17 protein-coding genes are annotated in these 17,687 nt (G+C 72.2%); 5 read left to right on the forward strand and 12 right to left on the reverse strand.

Features of this window, described 5'->3' with window-relative positions; all coding sequences use genetic code 11:
- Positions 1-115: 115 nt before the first annotated feature.
- From AB0N29_RS18430 to AB0N29_RS18465, 8 genes are all read right to left on the reverse strand, one after another.
- Positions 116-922 carry an ABC transporter ATP-binding protein gene (locus AB0N29_RS18430; RefSeq protein WP_302267703.1) on the reverse strand — a complete coding sequence of 269 codons (807 nt, stop codon included), beginning with the start codon at positions 920-922 and terminating at the stop codon, positions 116-118.
- Positions 919-1,806, reverse strand: coding sequence for an ABC transporter permease (locus AB0N29_RS18435; protein ID WP_364868991.1), 888 nt, complete (start codon positions 1,804-1,806; stop codon positions 919-921). The genes AB0N29_RS18430 and AB0N29_RS18435 overlap by 4 nt, the downstream gene beginning before the upstream one ends.
- Positions 1,799-3,892: a glycosyltransferase gene (locus tag AB0N29_RS18440; protein WP_364868994.1), complete on the reverse strand. Its 2,094-nt coding sequence runs from the start codon at positions 3,890-3,892 to the stop codon at positions 1,799-1,801. The genes AB0N29_RS18435 and AB0N29_RS18440 overlap by 8 nt, the downstream gene beginning before the upstream one ends.
- The gene (gene glf, locus AB0N29_RS18445) at positions 3,889-5,088 is read right to left on the reverse strand and encodes a UDP-galactopyranose mutase (protein WP_302267709.1); all 1,200 of its coding nucleotides are present in this window, start codon (positions 5,086-5,088) and stop codon (positions 3,889-3,891) included. Before glf ends, AB0N29_RS18440 begins: the two co-directional genes overlap by 4 nt.
- A 6-nt stretch (positions 5,089-5,094) precedes the next feature.
- The gene (locus tag AB0N29_RS18450) at positions 5,095-6,000 is read right to left on the reverse strand and encodes a glycosyltransferase family 2 protein (RefSeq protein ID WP_364868998.1); all 906 of its coding nucleotides are present in this window, start codon (positions 5,998-6,000) and stop codon (positions 5,095-5,097) included.
- Positions 5,997-6,968 carry a glycosyltransferase family 2 protein gene (locus AB0N29_RS18455; protein WP_364869001.1) on the reverse strand — a complete coding sequence of 324 codons (972 nt, stop codon included), beginning with the start codon at positions 6,966-6,968 and terminating at the stop codon, positions 5,997-5,999. The genes AB0N29_RS18450 and AB0N29_RS18455 overlap by 4 nt, the downstream gene beginning before the upstream one ends.
- Positions 6,969-7,455: 487 nt before the next feature.
- Positions 7,456-8,874, reverse strand: a complete 1,419-nt coding sequence (locus tag AB0N29_RS18460; protein WP_364869004.1) for an LCP family protein — start codon at positions 8,872-8,874, stop codon at positions 7,456-7,458.
- A 175-nt stretch (positions 8,875-9,049) separates the two neighbouring features.
- A complete protein-coding gene (locus tag AB0N29_RS18465; RefSeq protein ID WP_364869007.1) occupies positions 9,050-9,580 on the reverse strand; it encodes an acyl-CoA thioesterase in 531 nt (176 codons plus the stop codon).
- Between the two features lie 23 nt (positions 9,581-9,603).
- Here AB0N29_RS18465 and AB0N29_RS18470 point away from each other — a divergent pair, with 23 nt between their 5' ends.
- Both AB0N29_RS18470 and AB0N29_RS18475 read left to right on the forward strand, forming a co-directional pair.
- Positions 9,604-10,863: an LCP family protein gene (locus AB0N29_RS18470; RefSeq protein ID WP_364869010.1), complete on the forward strand. Its 1,260-nt coding sequence runs from the start codon at positions 9,604-9,606 to the stop codon at positions 10,861-10,863.
- The gene (locus AB0N29_RS18475; RefSeq protein WP_302267721.1) at positions 10,860-11,729 is read left to right on the forward strand and encodes a crotonase/enoyl-CoA hydratase family protein; all 870 of its coding nucleotides are present in this window, start codon (positions 10,860-10,862) and stop codon (positions 11,727-11,729) included. Before AB0N29_RS18470 ends, AB0N29_RS18475 begins: the two co-directional genes overlap by 4 nt.
- A gap of 55 nt (positions 11,730-11,784) precedes the next feature.
- On the opposite strand, the gene AB0N29_RS18480 is transcribed toward AB0N29_RS18475, so the two are convergent.
- The 4 genes from AB0N29_RS18480 to AB0N29_RS18495 all read right to left on the reverse strand — a co-directional run bounded on the left by AB0N29_RS18480 (position 11,785) and on the right by AB0N29_RS18495 (position 15,204).
- Positions 11,785-12,732 carry a sigma-70 family RNA polymerase sigma factor gene (locus tag AB0N29_RS18480; RefSeq protein ID WP_364869014.1) on the reverse strand — a complete coding sequence of 316 codons (948 nt, stop codon included), beginning with the start codon at positions 12,730-12,732 and terminating at the stop codon, positions 11,785-11,787.
- 177 nt (positions 12,733-12,909) lie between these two features.
- A complete protein-coding gene (locus tag AB0N29_RS18485; RefSeq protein ID WP_364869017.1) occupies positions 12,910-13,425 on the reverse strand; it encodes a DNA starvation/stationary phase protection protein in 516 nt (171 codons plus the stop codon).
- A 113-nt stretch (positions 13,426-13,538) separates the two neighbouring features.
- Positions 13,539-14,270 (reverse strand): TSUP family transporter, encoded by a 732-nt coding sequence (locus tag AB0N29_RS18490; protein ID WP_364869020.1) that lies wholly within the window; start codon positions 14,268-14,270, stop codon positions 13,539-13,541.
- A gap of 55 nt (positions 14,271-14,325) precedes the next feature.
- Positions 14,326-15,204, reverse strand: a complete 879-nt coding sequence (locus tag AB0N29_RS18495) for an Ig-like domain repeat protein (protein WP_364869023.1) — start codon at positions 15,202-15,204, stop codon at positions 14,326-14,328.
- Between the two features lie 140 nt (positions 15,205-15,344).
- On the opposite strand from AB0N29_RS18495, the gene AB0N29_RS18500 reads away from it, so the two are divergent.
- From AB0N29_RS18500 to AB0N29_RS18510, 3 genes are all read left to right on the forward strand, one after another.
- Positions 15,345-15,752 carry a CoA-binding protein gene (locus tag AB0N29_RS18500; RefSeq protein ID WP_364869026.1) on the forward strand — a complete coding sequence of 136 codons (408 nt, stop codon included), beginning with the start codon at positions 15,345-15,347 and terminating at the stop codon, positions 15,750-15,752.
- Between the two features lie 650 nt (positions 15,753-16,402).
- Positions 16,403-16,777 carry a hypothetical protein gene (locus tag AB0N29_RS18505; RefSeq protein WP_364869029.1) on the forward strand — a complete coding sequence of 125 codons (375 nt, stop codon included), beginning with the start codon at positions 16,403-16,405 and terminating at the stop codon, positions 16,775-16,777.
- A complete protein-coding gene (locus AB0N29_RS18510; RefSeq protein ID WP_364869032.1) occupies positions 16,759-17,664 on the forward strand; it encodes a DUF222 domain-containing protein in 906 nt (301 codons plus the stop codon). Before AB0N29_RS18505 ends, AB0N29_RS18510 begins: the two co-directional genes overlap by 19 nt.
- The last annotated feature ends 23 nt before the right edge of the window (positions 17,665-17,687 follow it).

A 17,687-nucleotide genomic window follows, 5' to 3' on the forward strand; every position in this document is an offset into this window, starting at 1 on the left:
CCGGAACTGGCTCAGACAACCCCGGACCGGGGTCGTCGTGGCGCGCGCGCAGGCCGCCCGGGCGCACCGCAGCGCGTAGGCCGAACGGACAGGACGGACCCCGAAGACCGAGCGGTCAGACGTCCGAGCCGAGCTCGTCGTCCTCTCGGTCCTCCAGGGCCGTGGGCTCGTCCTCCTCGTACTTCACGTACTTGATGCCCGCGTCGACGGGGCCGTCGAAGCCGACCCGGCCGCCCTCGAGGACGATCACCCGGTCGCACATCTTGCGCACCGAGCCCGCCGCGTGGCTGACGTAGACGAGGGTGCGCCCGGACTCGCGGATCTCCTGCATCTTGGCCAGGCACTTGCGCTTGAACGGCCGGTCCCCCACCGCGAGCACCTCGTCGGCGAGGAAGATGTCGGAGTCGACGTGGATGGCGACCGCGAAGCCGAGGCGGGCGAACATGCCGGAGGAGTAGTTGCCGACCGGGGTCTCCAGGAAGCGGCCGATGTCGGCGAACTCCACGATCGAGTCGAACTTGCGCTGCGTCTCGGCCTCGGACATGCCCAGGATCGCGGCGTTGAGGTAGACGTTCTCGCGCCCGGTGAGCTGGGGGTGGAAACCGGCCCCGGTGGCGATCAGGCCGGCGATCCGGCCGCGCGTGAGCACGGTGCCGCTGTCGGGCTTCATCACGCCGTTGATCAGCTTGAGCAGCGTGCTCTTGCCCGAGCCGTTGAGGCCCATCAGGCCGACCGACTCGCCCTGCTGGACCGTGAACGACACGTCGTCGAGCGCCGTGAAGGAGTCGCTGATGTCGCGCCCCTTGACCATCGCGACCGCCATCTGCTTGGCGGTGCGGTGGTAGCGCAGCGTGAAGTCCTTGCTGACGTGGTCGACCACGATCGAGGCGTCAGCCGGGTACGACGAGGGGTCGACGGTCACGACAGGCGCTCCGGGATCTTGTTCTCGAGCCGGCTGAAGAGCAGCTGGGCGAGGAGCAGCAGGACCAGCGAGCCGACCAGCGACCCGAGGCCGTACAGCAGGAGGTGGTCGGGGATCTGCTCGGCGGCGGTCCGCTCCGGGTCGCTGGTGGACCCCACCCAGAACGCGCGCTGCACCAGCAGCACCGCGTCGGCGATCGGGTTGAGCAGGTAGAGCTCGGCGAAGCGGCCGAACCGGTCGTCGACCATCGTGTAGGGGTAGAGCATCGGCACGCCGAAGCGGACGAAGTTGGTGAGGATCGTGACCGCGCTGGCGAAGTCGCGGAAGAACACGTTCGCGGCGCTGAACATCAGGGCCAGCGCGGTGCCGAGCACCGCGATGACCGCGACGGCGAGGACGAAGGCCAGCACGCCCACAGGGTCGGGTGCCCACCCGCAGAAGAGGCACACGATCGTCAGGATCACCACCTGCGGCCCCACGTGGTAGAGCGAGACCAGCATCGAGGCGACCGGGAACATCTCCTTGGGCATCGCCATCTTCCGCACCAGCGCCTTGTTCCGCACGATCGAGCGGGTGCCGGCGTTGAAGGTCTCGGTGAAGAAATGGACGACGACCAGGCCGCAGAAGACGTGCACGGCGTACCGCTCGACGTTCCCGCGGCCGATGATGTAGCCGAAGACGAACCAGTAGATGAACAGCTGCGAGAGCGGGTTGATGTAGGACCACACCAGGCCCAGGAACGACCCCTGGTAGCGCGCACTGATCTCGCGGCGCACGAGCAGCTTGAGCAGGTAGCGGCGTCCGAGGACGTCGATCAGTCCCGCCGCCGGGGCCGGCGACGCCAGCGGCGCGTCGACCACGCGCTGCCGGCCGGCCTCAGTCATCGGATCCCTGCTGCGCGCTCGCCGACGGGGTCGCCCGCGACCCGGTCGGCTCGGTCCGGTCCAGCCACGGGCCGAAGGTCTTCTCCCAGGCCTCGGGCGAGGTGATCTCGCCGAGCGCCTCGCGGTAGTCCTGGGCCAGCCGCGGCCACTCGCGGCGGTAGCGCTCGTGGATCTCGACGGTCCGCTTCACCAGGTCGCGGAACTTGTCGGGGTCGCGTCGGTAGAACGCCGCAGAGGTGCCGTCGTTCATCGAGACGACCGCGGAGTCCAGGGTGCCGAGGCGGTACCACTTGGCGTCCATCGCGCGGATCTCGGCCTCGGGGTGCTCCTGGGCCAGCGGACGCGGCTTCTTCAGCTGGCGCAGCGGCTGGAGACCGGCGCTGACCAGGGTCGAGAGCCGGCCCGGCACCTCCGCGCTGTCCCGGCCCTTGCGCGGCGGCTTGCTGCGGCGCACCGACGGGAAGGCGTCGGGGTCGACCTGGAGCTGGGCGTCGGTGAACTGCTTGCGCAGCGCGTTGACCTCCGCCAACCGGGTCGGCAGCATCTCGTGCAGGCCGTGGGGACCGGCGAGCACGTCCTCCATCGCCAGCAGCCGGAGCTCGGCGGTGGAGTACTGCATCGAGACCAGGTGGGCGACCTGGTGGTTGAGGCTCTCCCGGATCATCCGGCCACCCTTGGGGTAGACCGAGTGCAGCAGCGCCGCCACCAGGCGGTTGCGGTGGTGGAAGTAGGCCTGCCAGTCCAGCGCGTCGTTCTTGTCGGTCCACGGCACGTGCCAGACGGCGGCGCCGGGGAACGTCACGGTCGGGAAGCCGGCCTGCTTGGCCCGCAGGCCGAACTCCGAGTCGTCCCACTTGATGAAGAGCGGCAGCGAGAGGCCGACCTCCTCGAGCACGACCCGCGGGACCAGGCACATGAACCAGCCGTTGTAGTCGACGTCGATCCGCTTGTGCAGCCACCGGCTCGAGCGCAGGTTGCGGCCCGCGAAGTCCCAGTCGGTCTGGGTGTCGGGCGCCGACTGCCACCAGAACCGCCACGGCTGGACGATCTCGCCGAAGCTGTGCATCCGCGAGCGCGAGTAGATGTTGAACATGTGGCCGCCCACGATCGTGGGCCGGCGGGCCAGGTCGCCGAAGGTCACGGCGCGGACGATGCCCTCGGGCTCGCAGACGACGTCGTCGTCCATCATCAGCGCGTACGTCGCGGTGCCCTTGCGCACCGACTCCAGCTGGCCCCGGGCGTAGCCGCCGGAACCGCCGAGGTTGCCCTGCTCGATGACCCGCAGCACGTCCCCGAGGGCCTCCTGCGCCCGCGCGAAGTCCGCCGAGCCGGTGACCTTGTCGGTGCCCTGCTCCATCACCATCACGGTGTCGAGGTAGGGCCGAAGCGCCTCGTCCTCGCCGATCTGGGTCAGCAGCTGGGCGCAGAAGTCGGGCCGGTTCATCGTGGTGATCGCGATGTCGACGGTGCCGTGCTGGGCGCGGTCGGCGGGGACCTCCGCGGTCCACTCGGCCGACTCGACCACCACGTCCTCGTCGCCCGCGATGACGTCGTACCAGTACCAGCCGCCGTCGACGAAGGGCTTGAGGGTGAGGTCGAAGCTGAAGGACTCCGAGCCGGACGAGGTCGTCTCCGCCGCGTCGACGCGCTGGGCGTTGCCGCGTGCCATGGACTTGTAGACGATCACGGTCGCCCCGCTCCCCCGCAGCGTGACGGTGAGCGTCACCTCGGTGACGACCGTCCAGCGGCGCCAGTAGCTGGCGGGGAACGCGTTGAAGTAGGTGCCGAACGAGAGCCGGTCGCCGGACTCCACCCGCAGCGCGGTGCGCGACTCGATCTGGTCGGGGTGCAGGGCGCGGCCGGTGGACGTCGACTGCCGGAGCGCGGCGTTGTTGAGCGCCTTGGCCGAGCGGTTGCCGCCGATCTCGTACTTGTCGGCGTCGAGCTTGGCGTCCTCGGGGTCGACGTACAGCGCCAGGACGTCGGAGTCGCGGTCCAGCGGCAGGATCTGGCGCTGGAGCAGGCGGGTGGCGGTGCCGGCCGTGCCGCTCGTGGCCGTGCCGGTGCTCGTGCTGGTGGTGGTCATGCGTCGACTCCTCCGCTGGTCAGCGGCGTGCCGTCCGCGAAGTGCGGACGCAGCTTGTTCTCGAACATCGACAGGGCCGACCCGATAGCCATGTGCATGTCGAGGTACTTGTAGGTCCCGAGGCGGCCCCCGAAGAGCACCATCGGCTCCTTCTTGGCCAGCTCCCGGTACTTCAGCAGCTTCTCCCGGTCGGCGGCGGTGTTGACCGGGTAGTACGGCTCGTCGCCCTCCTCGGCGAAGCGGCTGTACTCGTGGACCACGATCGACTTGCCCGGCAGGTAGGTGCGCTCGGGGTGCAGGTGCTTGAACTCCAGCACGCGCGTCCACGGGACGTCCTGGTCGTTGGCGTTGACCACGCCGGTGCCCTGGTAGTCGTCGACGTCGACGGTCTCCCGCTCGAGGTCGATGGTGCGCCACGACAGGCGGCCCTCGGAGTTGCCGAAGTACTCGTCGACCGGTCCGGTGTAGACGATCGGGACGGTGCCCCTCCACTCGTCGGCCACGTCGAAGAAGTCGGTCTCGAGCCGGACCTCGATGTTCGGGTGGTCGGCCATCCGGTCGAGCCAGGCGGTGTAGCCGTCGACCGGGAGGCCCTCGTAGGTGTCGTTGAAGTAGCGGTTGTCGAAGGTGTAGCGGACCGGGAGGCGCGTGATGATGTCCGCGCTGAGCTCCGTGGGGTCGGTCTGCCACTGCTTGGCGGTGTAGCCCTTCACGAACGCCTCGTAGAGCGGACGGCCGATGAGGGAGATCGCCTTCTCCTCGAGGTTCGTGGCGTCCGCGGTGGCGATCTCGCTGGCCTGCTCGGCGATCAGCGCGCGCGCCTCGTCGGGCGTGTGGGACTTCCCGAAGAACTGGTTGATCAGGCCCAGGTTCATCGGGAAGGAGTAGACCTGCCCCTGGTACTTGGCGAAGACCCGGTGCTGGTAGTCGGTGAAGTCGGTGAACCTGTTGACGTACTCCCACACCTTGGTGTTGGAGGTGTGGAACAGGTGGGTGCCGTAGACGTGCACCTCGATGCCGGTCTCGGGGTCGATCTCGGAGTAGGCGTTGCCGCCGATGTGGCTGCGGCGCTCGAGGACGAGCACCTTCAGGCCCAGCTCGCTGGCGCAGCGCTCGGCGACGGTCAGGCCGAAGAAGCCGGAGCCGACGACGACCAGGTCGGGTGCGGACGCGGGAGCCGGATCAGGGGAGGACACGGTGGGTCAGTCTACGGAGAGCGGCGGAGGCGTCCGCATCGCACGCGCCGCGACGATGGCCCGGATCACGTTGCCCGCCTCGGCCCGCCCGCCGCGCAGCGGGCTGAGCACGACGACCGCCAGCGCGACGAGCCAGGGCTTGGCCCGGACGAGCGCGTTCTCGCCGTACCGGAAGTGCACGGCGAAGAGGTTCCGGTACATGTAGAACCCCTTCCAGCCGGCCAGGTCGTGCTGCTGGTCGAAGTCGAGCTGGCGCACCAGCACGGCGTCGCGGACCGCCCAGATCCGGAAGCCGGCCCGCCGCGCGCGGACGGCGAAGTCCACGTCGTCGTAGAAGATGAAGTACGACGGGTCGGGCAGCCCGATCCGCTCGACCACGCCGCGGCGGCACATGAAGCCCTCGAAGGCGACGTTCTCCAGCTCGACCCGCTCGGGCATCGCGGGCCGGGTGCCCCAGTCGGTCTCGACCATCGACGTCTTCGGCTTGATCGCCAGCGGGTTGCGGAGGTCGAAGCGGGTGGCGGCCTTCTCGCACAGCCGGCCCGAGGTGTCCTCGCGCACGGCCATCAGGCAGTCCTCGTCCTGGTCGAGCAGCACGTCGAGGCAGTCCGGCGCGGGCACCACGTCGTCGTCCATCAGCCAGATCCGGTCCCAGCCGCCGGCGTGGGCCTGGCGCACGCCGAGGGAGAAGCCGCCGGCGCCGCCGAGGTTCTCCTCGGTCCGCGTCACCCGCAGCCACGGCTCGGTCCGCGCGGCCAGCACCCGGGCGGTGTGGTCGGTGCTGGCGTTGTCGACCACCAGCACCGCGTCGGGCTGGGTGGTCAGCGCGGCCAGGCCGTCGAGCATCCGGTCGAGCAGGTCGGCGCGGTTGTAGGTCACCACGACGACCGCGACGCTCTCGCGACCGGTCACCGCAGGTACCGCCGGTGGCCGGTGAAGTCGCCGCGCAGGGCGGCGACCCACGCCCGGGCGCTGAGCACGAGGCGGCGCGGCCGGGGCCGGGTGACGGTGTAGAACCACAGGGTCTTGGCGACGAACGCGAGGGCGTGCGGCCAGCCGCGGTACTCCCGCAGGTTGAGCAGGTTGTTGCGCGCCATGCAGTAGTGCTTGAGGTCGCTGGGGCTGTGGTTGTACGTCGTCCGGCCGCCCAGCATCGGGGTGCCGAGCTCGCCCACCGAGGGGTGCAGCACCCGGGCGTCGACCACCGTCGCGACCCGTCCTCCGGCACGCTCGGCGCGGAGGCGGTACTCGTGGTCGTCGCCCCAGATGAAGAACTCCTCGCGCGGCAGGCCGACCCGCTCGACCAGCTCCCGCGTCACGAGCACGCCGTTGAACGGGATCACCACGTCGCGGATCAGCCCGTCCCCGTCGGCCGCCGCGGCGACGTCCGCCATCCGGTGCACCACGCGGGTGCCCCCGGGCAGCCGGATCGGGAAGACCAGCCGGCCCGGGTCGTCCTCGTCGACGACCACCGGGCCCCAGAAGTCCAGGTCGCCGCGGTGCTCCAGCAGCGTCTCCAGGCACCCGGCGTCGGGCAGCCCGTCGTCGTCCATCAGCCAGACCAGGTCCGCCCCGCGCTCGACCGCCCAGGCCAGGCCGGCGTGGAACCCGCCGGCGCCGCCGAGGTTCTCGGCCAGCGTCCGCCCCAGCACCGGCGTGCTCGCGTGCTCGTCGGGCATCTCCCGGTCCGTCAGCCCGGCCAGCCACTCCCCCGTGCCGTCAGAGGAGGCGTTGTCGACGACGAGCACCTCGACCAGCGGGCTCCCCTCGCGGGCGCCCACCTCGTCGAGCCGCTCGACCAGCCGCTGCAGCAGCTCGATCCGGTCGTACGTCACGACGACGGCCACCACCCGCGGCGGCGGCACACTGGGGTCGGTCACGGGCGTCACCCTACGAGCCCGGCGGTGGTGGGTGCGGGTGGCGGGGGTGGGCCGTCGGTTTCCCCGGCCCCCCGGGGATTCCGGCGCTTCTCAGGGGACGCATTCCCTGAGAAGCGCTGGTTATCCCTGAGAAGTCGGCGGGTGGAGGAACGATCGGGCCGGGCTGTCATCAGGCCGGCGGAGCCGACACCGCAGCCCGCCTCACCGGGTCTCGACGACGCTCGCTGGCGCTCGCTGCTCGACCAGCGGCTGCCGCGGGCTCGGGGCCGGAGGTGGACGACGGGCGGGTAGGCCCGGTCGTGGTCGGGTCTGGCAGCCCGGAGCGAGGCACGAGCGCAGGGCCGGTGGAGCCGACGCCGCAGCCCGCCTCACCGGGTCTCGACGACGCTCGCTCGCGCTCGCTGCTCGACCAGCGGCTGCCCCGACCCGACCACCGGCAACGCACCCGGCTGGCTGGCGCTCGCTGCTCGACCAGCGGGTGGGGCGATCAGCAGGCGGAGCCGAGGTCCTCGGCCTGGTTCGCGGCGTACCCCTCGGACAGCGAGCCGAGCGACCCGCCGGTGACGGAGTCGGGCGCGGGCTTGGGCTTGGCGCCCCCCGCCTTGGCGGTGGTCCCGCCCTCGGCCCGGTCGATCGCCTGGGCGACCTTGGAGCGGACCAGGTCGATGTCGGGGTCGGCGGTGACGATCATGGGCGGCACCAGCGAGAGCGTCGAGACCTTCTGGCCGCGGGCCTTGAGCGCGAGGTCCATGAAGGTGTCGAGCTCGGAGGCCGGGAGGTTGGTCGAGATCATCTCCGTGGAGGCCGTGGCGATCTTCTCGAAGTTCCGGACCGCGACCTGCGGGCTGACCTGCTGCAGCATCGCGTTCATGACGCACTTCTGCCGCGCCATCCGCGAGTAGTCGTCGGAGCCCTCACGGGCGCGGGCGTACCAGAGCGTGTCGTGGCCGTTCAGCTTGCGCGTGCCCGCCTCGATGTAGTGGAACGTCGACTCGTGCGGCAGGCCGACCGGGATCGGCTGGCGGACGTTGAGGGTGACCCCACCGACCGCGTCGACCAAGTCCTTGAAGCCCTCGAGGTTGACCATCGCCCAGTAGTTGATCCGCAGGTCGGTGATGCCCTCCACGGCCGAGACGGTCGCGTCGATGCCGGGGTTCTCGGAGTCGGGGAAGAGCTCGGTGTGGTCCTGGGCCCAGGTGCTGACGCCGTTGAGGTAGCAGCCGTCGCAGTCGAACCCGTCGGGGAACTCCTTCGCCATCGGCGAGCCCTGCCGGAACGGGAAGGACGCCATGTTGCGCGGGAGGCCGACCAGCACGGTGCGGCCGGTCTCGGCGTCGATCGAGGCGACGGTGAGCGAGTCCGGGCGCAGGCCCCAGCGCCCGGCGCCGGAGTCACCGCCGAGGAGCAGGACGTTGAAGCGGCCGTCGTGCGCACCGACGACCTTGTCGGAGCCGAACATCGTGAGGATGAAGTCGCGCTGGACCCCGACGACGTGCGCGCCGAACAGCATGGTGCCGATGACGGAGAGGCACAGCACGCCGTTCACCCCGACGACGGCCCGGCGGTGCGCCAGGCCGAGGCTCAGCGGCTGACCGATGCGCCAGGCGTCCATGAACAGCGCGGCCCACGCGATCGCCCCGACCACGAGCAGCGCGCGCAGCACCAGCAGCACACCGGTGCTGGAGAAGAGCGTGAACAGCGCCTGGTGGTGCACCAGTCCGACGAGCAGGAGCAGGACGCCGGAGACGACGGCCCCGAACCAGACGACCAGGGCGACGCCGCCGACCCGGCGGTTGCCGGCGACCAGCTGCGCCGAGCCGGGGAGGACGAGGGTCATCACCATCAGCGAGATCGCCCGACGGAAGCGCACGCGTGCCGCGCGCTCCTCGAGGGGGGTGCGCGGCACGCGGCTCGTGCCGTCGAGCAACCCGGGGGAAGAGACGGGTGGCATCGACATGCCTCTTTCTGCTGGGTACTGCCGTGAGTACTGAAGGGGAAGGTCAGTGCTGCCCGGTCAGTATCACCAGTCACAGGCGTCACAGCCGCGCGCGACGCGCCGGTCGCCCGGATCGGGGCGCCGCTCAGGTGTCGCGTGGGCCACGTCGGCCCGACTCGATCTCCTCGCGGCGGGCCAGCCGGTGCGCCCGCCGGATCTCGGCCTCCCGCTGGCGGCGGAGCTCGTCGGGGGCCTCGGGGCGCAGCGACGGCACCGGCCGCGAGCCGCCCTCGGCGGTGATCGCGACGAAGACGAAGTACGCCGAGGCGACGTGCAGCGAGGTGACCGTCGGGTCGTCCCAGGGCTGGGCCTCGATCCGCACGCCGATCTCCATCGACGAGCGTCCGGCCCAGTTCACCTGGGAATAGGTGCGGACGATGTCGCCGACGTGCACGGGCTCGAGGAACGTCATCTCGTCGAGCGCCGCGGTGACCGCCGGTCCCCCGCTGTGCCGCTGGGCGACGACGCCCGCGGCGGAGTCGGCGAGCTTGACGATCTCGCCACCGTGGATGTTGCCGAGCAGGTTGGCCTCGCGGCTGGTGACGACCTGGCCCAGGGCCACCCGCGCGTAGGACGGGGGCCGCGGCTCGAGCGGCCGCTCCGAGGGTTCCGGCATGGCTGCACGGTAGCGTCGGGCCCATGGCAGATCGTCCCCGGAACGGCGGTCCCGAGGACGGGTCCCGAGAGTACGGCTGGCTCTACGGCGGGAAGCAGCCCCGTGAGCCCGGCCCCGAGGAGACCCGCGTCATGCCCGTGCAGCCGCGCGACGGCGGCCGGTCGCGCGCCGTGCCGGGGCAGCCGGCCCAGCCACCCCGACCGGCCCAGCCGGTCGGACGGGACACGCCCCCGGGGGGCCCTGCGACCTCCCGACCTCGGGGCGCGGGCGTCCCGTCGGGCCCCGCGAGCCCCGCGACCCGCGAGCGGCGGGGCTTCCGGTTCCCGCGACCGCGGCTGCGGTGGGTGTTCCTGCTGGTGCTGGCCTGGATCGCCTACCTGGTGATCGTGCCGGTGATGGCGTGGAACGACGTGGACAAGGTCGACTTCGAGCCCGACGGCGACCGCCCGGGCGACCAGCCCGGCACGACGTACCTGATGGTCGGCAGCGACTCGCGCGGCGACCTCTCCCCCGAGGAGCGCAAGCGGCTCGGCACCGGCGGCGCGGAGGGGCAGCGCACCGACACGATCATGCTGCTGCACACCGGCTCCGGGCCGAACCTGCTGATGTCGATCCCGCGCGACTCCAACGTCGAGATCCCCGGGCGCGGGCTCAACAAGATCAACGCCGCCTACGCGTTCGGCGGCCCGAAGCTGCTGGTGCAGACGATCGAGCAGTCCACCGGCATCCGTGTCGACGACTACGTCGAGATCGGCATGGGCGGCCTCGCCGGGGTCGTCGACGCGGTGGGCGGGATCGAGATCTGCCCCGAGAACGCGATGAAGGACCCCCAGGCCAAGCTCGACATCGAGGCCGGCTGCCAGGAGGCCGACGGACCGACGGCGCTGGGCTACGCACGCTCGCGCAAGACCTACACCCGGTTCGGCGACACCCAGCGGGCCCAGGCCCAGCGTGAGGTGGTCTCGGCGGTCGGGAAGAAGGTCGTCTCGCCGTGGACCGTGCTCAACCCGTTCCGCTACTGGGACCTCAACCACTCCGTGCCCGGCTTCTTCGCCTTCGGCGAGGGCACCGGCCCATTGCGCGCCGGCATGTGGGCGATGGCGATGACCCGGGTGAACGGCGAGTCCGGGCTGACCTGCGGCGTCCCCATCTCCGACCTCGCGGTCACCTGGGACCCCGAGCGGTCCGAGCAGATGTTCCAGGCGATCATCGAGGACGACACCGACTCGATCCCGCGCAAGCTGTGCACCCCGACCGGGCTGCCGAAGGAAGTGACCGGATGACCTCCTACGAGACCCTGCTGTGGGACGTCGACGACCACGGCGTCGCGACCCTCACCCTGCACCGACCCGACCAGCTCAACGCCTTCGACGTGACCATGGCCGGCGAGCTGGAGCAGGTGTTCCGCACCGAGGCCCTCTCCGACGACGTCCGCGCCGTCGTGGTGACCGGGTCCGGCCGCGCGTTCTGCGCGGGGATGGACCTCTCGGCCGAGGGCAACGTCTTCGGGCTCGACGAGTCGGTCCGCCCCGACCCGGCGGCGTTCCGCGCGGCGTACGACCAGGCGCCGTACGACGCCGGCGTCCGCGACACCGGCGGGAAGGTGACGCTGGCCGTCCACGCGCTGCCCAAGCCGGTCATCGCCGCGATCAACGGCCCGGCCGTCGGCATCGGCGCGACGATGACGCTCGCGATGGACCTGCGGCTGGCCTCGACGAAGGCGCGGATCGGGTTCGTCTTCGGCCGGCTCGGCATCGTGCCGGAGGCGGCGTCGTCGTACTTCCTGCCCCGGATCGTCGGCATCCAGCAGGCGCTGGAGTGGGTCTACTCCGCGGAGGTCCTGAACGCCGAGCAGGCGCTCGCCGGCCGGCTGCTGCGTTCGGTGCACGAGCCCGACGAGCTGCTGCCGGCCGCCCGGGAGCTGGCCCGGTCCTTCGTGGACGGGCGGTCGCCGGTCGCGCTGGCCCTGGCCAAGCAGCTGCTCCACCGGGGTGCCGCCGCCGCGGACCCGCTCGAGGCGCACCTCAACGACTCGCTGGCGATGTACTGGACCTCCGTCGGCGACGGCAAGGAGGGCGTGGCGGCCTTCCGCGAGAAGCGCGCGCCGGAGTTCACGGGCCGGGCCTCGGACCTGCCGCCGGTCTTCTGACCCTCCCGCGGCCGGTCGGACGTCGCGGACCTGGCCGGCGGGCCCGGGCGTCGGCTCAGGCGGCGAGGCTCTTGCGCAGCCGGGCGAGGATCGAGGTGATCAGCCGGGAGACCTGCTCCTGGGTGACACCGACCTCGTCGCCGATCTGGGTCTGGGTGCGGTTCTCGAAGAAGCGGAGCTCGATGATCCGCCGCTCGCGGTCGGTGAGCTCGGCCATCAGCGGGCGCAGCGCGACCCGGGCCTCGGCCGAGGCGAAGGCGGGGTCGAGGTCGCCCATCGACTCCGTCGGGTCCTCGACGCCGTCGGGCCTAGGCGCGTCGAGGGACACCGGGGTGAAGCACCCCGTGGCGTGGAGCGCGTCGAGCACCAGCTGCAGCGGTACGTCGAGGTGGACCGCGACCTCGGCGGGCCGGGGGGTCCGTCCCAGCTGCTGGGCCAGCTCACCCTCGGCCGCGGTGACCCGCGCCTGCACCTCCTGCACCGACCGCGGCGGGCGGACCGCCCAGCCGGCGTCGCGGAAGTAGCGGCGGATCTCCCCGCGCAGCGTCGGGACCGCGAAGCTGAGGAAGTCCTCCCCCAGCGTCGGGTCGAAGCCCCGAACCGCCTTGACCAGGCCGAGGTAGGCGACCTGGTCGACGTCCTCGGCAGCGATCCCGCGGCCGTGGTAGCGCCGGGCCACGTCCGAGGCGACGGTCATGTTGAGCCGGATCACCTCGTCCTCGTAGCGGGTGCGCAGCTCGCCCTGGCTCGCGCGGGCGCGGGACAGCAGCCGGGCGGTCTCCATCCGGCGCCTGCTGTCGGTCATGCGTGCGCGCTGCGGGGGCACCGTTCGGGACAGCGTCGGGGCGTCCGGTGCGGGAGCGGCGACGGGCGCGGGCGGCTGCGTGCCGACGCTCCACTCCCCCGCGGTCTCCCGCTGGGGTGCTCGCCGCTCGGGCGCGGGCGGCGTGCCGCCGTCGTACGCCCAGTCGCTCTCGGTCCCCACGACCCCGACCTCCGTCATCGGCTGATCCCCCCAGCCAACGGCTGCATGCTCCCACGGGGTGTCGGCCGCTGCCACCGGATCGAGAGAGGCGGTCCAGACACACGACGACCGGGGCGCGGACTCCTCGTCCGCGCCCCGGTCGGGTCGTGCGCTGCGCTGCGTGCCGGTCGTGACCGGCAGTGGATCGGTGTCGGCTCAGCCGGCGGCGCTGGCCGCCTCGGTCTCCGAGGTGGCGCCCGCGGTGCTGAGGTTGCCGCCCTTGTCCTCGAGGTGCGCCCGGACGAACCAGTGGAAGAGCTCGATCTGGTTGGTCTGGGCGATGAACATGTCCTCGGTCACCGGATCGAGCTCACCGAGCTCCTCGATGCCCTTGCGGTAGTCCTCGATCACGCCGGTGTAGACGAGGTCGAGGGCACCGAGGTGCTCCTGGGTCGTCGCGCGACCGATGGAGTACTCGTCCCAGTCGCGGGCCTCGACGAGGCGGCCGGGCGTGCCGACCGGGGACCCGCCCAGGGTCGCGATGCGCTCGGCGAGCTCGTCGGCGAAGCCACGGATCGCCTCGACCTGCGGGTCGAGCATCTCGTGGACGGCGATGAAGTGGGGACCCACGACGTTCCAGTGGATGTGCTTGAGCGTCAGGTGCAGGTCGTTGGTGGCGTTCAGCCGGCCCTGGAGCAGTTCCACGACGCGCTCGGCGTCGGACTCGCTCATGCCGGGAACCGTGTAGCGGAGCTTGGCGTTGGTGGACATGCCGCGCAGGTACCCACCACCCGCTCGGGTGAATCGGGCCGCGGGGCCGGGCGGCAGCTCCGCCGCGGCGCCGGTCAGAACGTCGCGGAGACCGCCAGGTAGGTACCGGTGAGGACGAGCAGCACACTGGTCGCCCGCCGCAGGTCCCCCGCCGGCACGCGGCGCACCAGCAGCAGGCCGACCACCGCGCCGGCCCCCGCCAGCAGCCCGAGCAGGGTGCCGAGCCGTACGTCGACGTACCCCTGCGGCCAGTAGCCGGCGACCGCGAAGGACACGATCGGCAGCTGGACGAGCTGGCCCAGCGCGATGGTCTCGACGAGGTCGACGCCCAGGAGGAGCAGCACGGGGACGAGGAGGACCGGCCCGCCGGTGCCGGTGAGGGCCGACCCCAGGCCGACGGCGGCGCCGATGCCGACGACGACCGGGACGGGCAGGGAGCGCCCGGCCGGCCGCCGCCCCCTGCCCACCAGGTCGTGCAGGCCCGAGCCGAGGGTGACGGCGGCGAGGAGCAGGACGAGGACCGCGCCCGGCACGGCACCGCCGACGACGGCCCCGAGCGCGGCGCCGGGGGCGGCCCCGAGCGCGAGCGGGCCGGCCGTGCGCCACGGGAGCCGGCCGGCGCGGGCCAGGACGACGGCGGCCACGACGCCGGTGAAGAGGAACGCCCACGAGCTGGTGGCGGCCGCCTGGTGCGGGTCCAGCCCTCCGGGCCCGGCCAGGGCGGCCGGCAGGAGGAGGCCGCCGACGCCGACCATCCCAACCAGGACGCCGACGGGCAGCGCGAGGACGAGGGGGACGGCCAGCACCCGCTAACCGTAGCGGGTCGGTCGACTTACTCAGACCCTGCTGGTCGCTCGGCCGCTACCGCCGGACCGTGACCCGCACCGTCCGCCGCGCCGTGCGGGTGGCGCTGTCGCCGAGGTACTTCACCACGACCCGCTTGCTGCCCGCGCCGAGCCTCCAGATCGCCAGGGTGGCCCGGCCGTTCTGCAGGAACCGGCGCGCGACCTGCTTGCCGCCGACGACGGCGACGACCTTTCCGGTCGCCTCCTTCCCGTCCTCGCGGGTCACCTTGGTCCGCACCTTGACGGGCTTGCCCTTGCGCACGGTGTCGCGCACGACGCGGGCGGAGAGCGCCGGCGACTGCTTCGTGACGGTGACGGTGCCGACGACGGGGCCCCGGCCGTCGCTGATCGTGCAGGAGAGGGCGGGGACCAGGTCGGCCAGCGGGGCCGGCAGGCCCAGCGCCCGGAGCTCGAAGGCGCGGGGCAACCTCAGCTCGTAGGTGCCGGGCCTGGCCGGAGCCCGCACGCCCGCCCCGCCGAGCGCGCCGGTCAGGACGGCGACGGGGCCCGGCGGGCCGACCTGCGAGCCGAGGCCGGAGACGGGGACCGGGCGCGCGCCGAGCAGGAGGTCGAAGTCCGTCAGGCTCGTCCCTAGCTGCGTGACCGGGCCGAGCAGCGGGAGGCTGCCGAGGAGCCCGAGCAGCCCGCCGAGCTCGAGCTGCCCGGCCACGGGGAGCCGGCCCAGGCGGCTGTCGGCGAGGAGCTCGGTCGGCAGCGTCTCCGGCGACAGGGTCAGCGGCACCTCGACCGCACCGAGGAGCGGCACGCCGCAGCTGAACGTCGCGGTGCCGGTGCCGGGGGCTGCTGCGCGGGCCGGGGTGGTGGTCGCGCCGACCATCGTCGCCGCTGCGAGCGTGGTGGCGAGCGTGGCGGCGAGGCCGGCGACGGCGGTCATGGGGCTCCTCCCGAGAGCAGGGCGCTGCCGCCTCCCGGCACGCACCAGCGGCCAACCTAGGTGCACGCGGCGCTCGCCGCAGCGGATCGCGCCGGGTCGCCGTACGGCGGGCGCGTGCGGCACGGTGGTTGACTGGCGCCATGACCAGCTGGCAGGACCCCGAGGCGGTCCGGTTCATGCTCGACGACTGCGACACGTGGGCGGTGGTGGGCCTCTCCGGTGACCCGAGCCGCACGGCGTACCACATCGCGCAGCTGCTGCAGGATCGCGGCAAGCGGATCGTGCCGGTCCACCCGTCGGCCGAGACGGTGCTGGGCGAGCAGGGGTACGCCTCGCTGGCCGACGTGCCGTTCCCGATCGACGTCGTCGACGTCTTCCGCCGCTCGGAGGCGGCCGGCGAGTTCGCCGACCAGGCCGTCGCCGTGGGCGCGAAGGCCGTGTGGTTCCAGCTCGGCGTCGTCGACGAGGCGGCCTTCGAGCGGACCACCTCCGCCGGCGTCCCCATGGTCATGGACACCTGTCCCGCCATCGAGTGGCGTCGCCACTGAGCCTCGCCCTCACTGGTCGAGCAGCCGAGCCCTGGCGAGGCGTCGTCGAGACCCAGTGAGGTGCGCAGGGCCTGGGTGCTCGCCTCCGACTGCCGGGCCATGGGTGGTTGCGGTGGGGGCAGCTACGGGAGAGGTACGGCGGGTGGTCGCGGCGGTCTCCCGGCTGCCAGGTCGCCCTGTTGGTCGAGCAGCCGAGCCCTGGCGAGGCGTCGTCGAGACCCGGCGAGGTGCGCAGGGCCTGGGTGCGCGCCTCAGGCTTCCTGGTCATCGGTGGTTGCGGTGGGAGCAGCTACGGGAGAGGTACGGCGGGTGGTCGCGGCGGTCTCCCGGCTGCTGCTGGTCGAGCAGGCGAGCCCTGGCGAGGCGTCGTCGAGACCCGGTGAGGTGCGCAGGGCCTCGGGCGCGCGCCTCAGGCTTCCTGGTCATCGGTGGTTGCGGTGGGGGCAGCTACGGGAGGGGTACGGCGGGTGGTCGCGGCGGTCTCCCGGCTGCCGCTGGTCGAGCAGCCGGGCCCTGGCGAGGCGTCGTCGAGACCCAGTGAGGTGCGCAGGGCATCGAGCACTCGAGTTCCCTGAAGTCGTGGTCCATAATGTGGTCTGACCTGGGGAAACACGCGTCTGACTGTCGGTGGTCGGTGCTTGAGTAGACCCATGGCCAAGGACTCCCGACGCAGCACACACGTGGTGTGCCGCGCTGTCGCGAAGTCCCGCAAGCAGATGCGGTCAGCCGCCGAGGTCCACCTGTGGTCGATGTCGGACGACGACGTCACCGACACGCTCCGCGAGGCCGCGCGGCTCCGTGCACAGGCCGAGGCACTGGAGCTCCGCCTCGCCGCGGAAGCCGACCGCCGGCACGCCGGGGAACGCGTCGGTGCCACCGACACCGCCGCCTGGTGGGCAGTCGAGACTCGCCAGACGAGGCCGGCTGCGAAGCACCGGATGCGGCTCGCGGAGTCTCTGGACCGCCACGACCTCACCGCGGCAGTCCTCGCCGAGGCGAGGTGTCGGTGGACCACGCCCGGGTGATCACCGAGTGCCTCGACCGGCTCCCCGCCGACCTCGACGACCCGACCATCCCCCTTCGTGCGGAGCAGCACCTGCTGGCCGAGGCGCAGCACCGTGACCCCAAGGCGTTGCGGGTCCTGGCCAAGCACGTGCTGACCGTCGTGGCGCCCGAGATCGGCGAAGCCCGCGATGCCCGCGCCCTGGAAGCCGAGGAGCGCCTCGCCCGGGAGACCGCGTGGCTGACGATGAGCCCCGACGGACGCGGGTCAGTGGTCGGGAAGTTCAAGATCCCCGAGCTCCACGGCGCGATGCTGAAGAAGACGCTCCTCGCGTTCGCCGCCCCGAAGCACCAAGCCGCCACCCAGGAACCAGGCGGATCCGAGCCCGTGGAGCGGCGGCCGTCACCGGAGCGGATGGGCGACGCGTTCTGCGAGCTCCTCGAACGGATCCCCGCCGTGTCGATCCCCAAGCTCGGCGGGCTCAACGCCACCGTCGTCGTCACCATGGACATCGCGTCCCTCATGGGTGGCCTCGCGCCGGGTGTGCTCGACGACGGCACCACCATCTCCGCAACCACCGCACGGAGACTGGCCTGCGAAGCAGGACTCATCCCCGCCGTCCTCGGCAGCAAGTCAGAGCTGCTCGACCTCGGCCGCACGACGAGGCTCTTCACCGGAGCCCAACGACGGGCCCTCAACACCACCCAGCTGACCTGCACCGCAGAAGGCTGCGACTGGCCCGCCCACCTCTGCCACGCCCACCACGACCAACCCTGGTCCGCAGGCGGAGCCACCGACCTGACGAACGCCCGGAACCTCTGCCCTAGGCACCACGCCCGGATCCATGACCCGGCGTACGAGACCACGCACCTGCCCGGAGGGGAGGTCGCGTTCTACCGCCGGACCTAGGCCGACCCAACGAATACACCTTG

This window comes from Nocardioides sp. NPDC092400 (assembly GCF_040684155.1).
Classification (GTDB): domain Bacteria; phylum Actinomycetota; class Actinomycetes; order Propionibacteriales; family Nocardioidaceae; genus Nocardioides.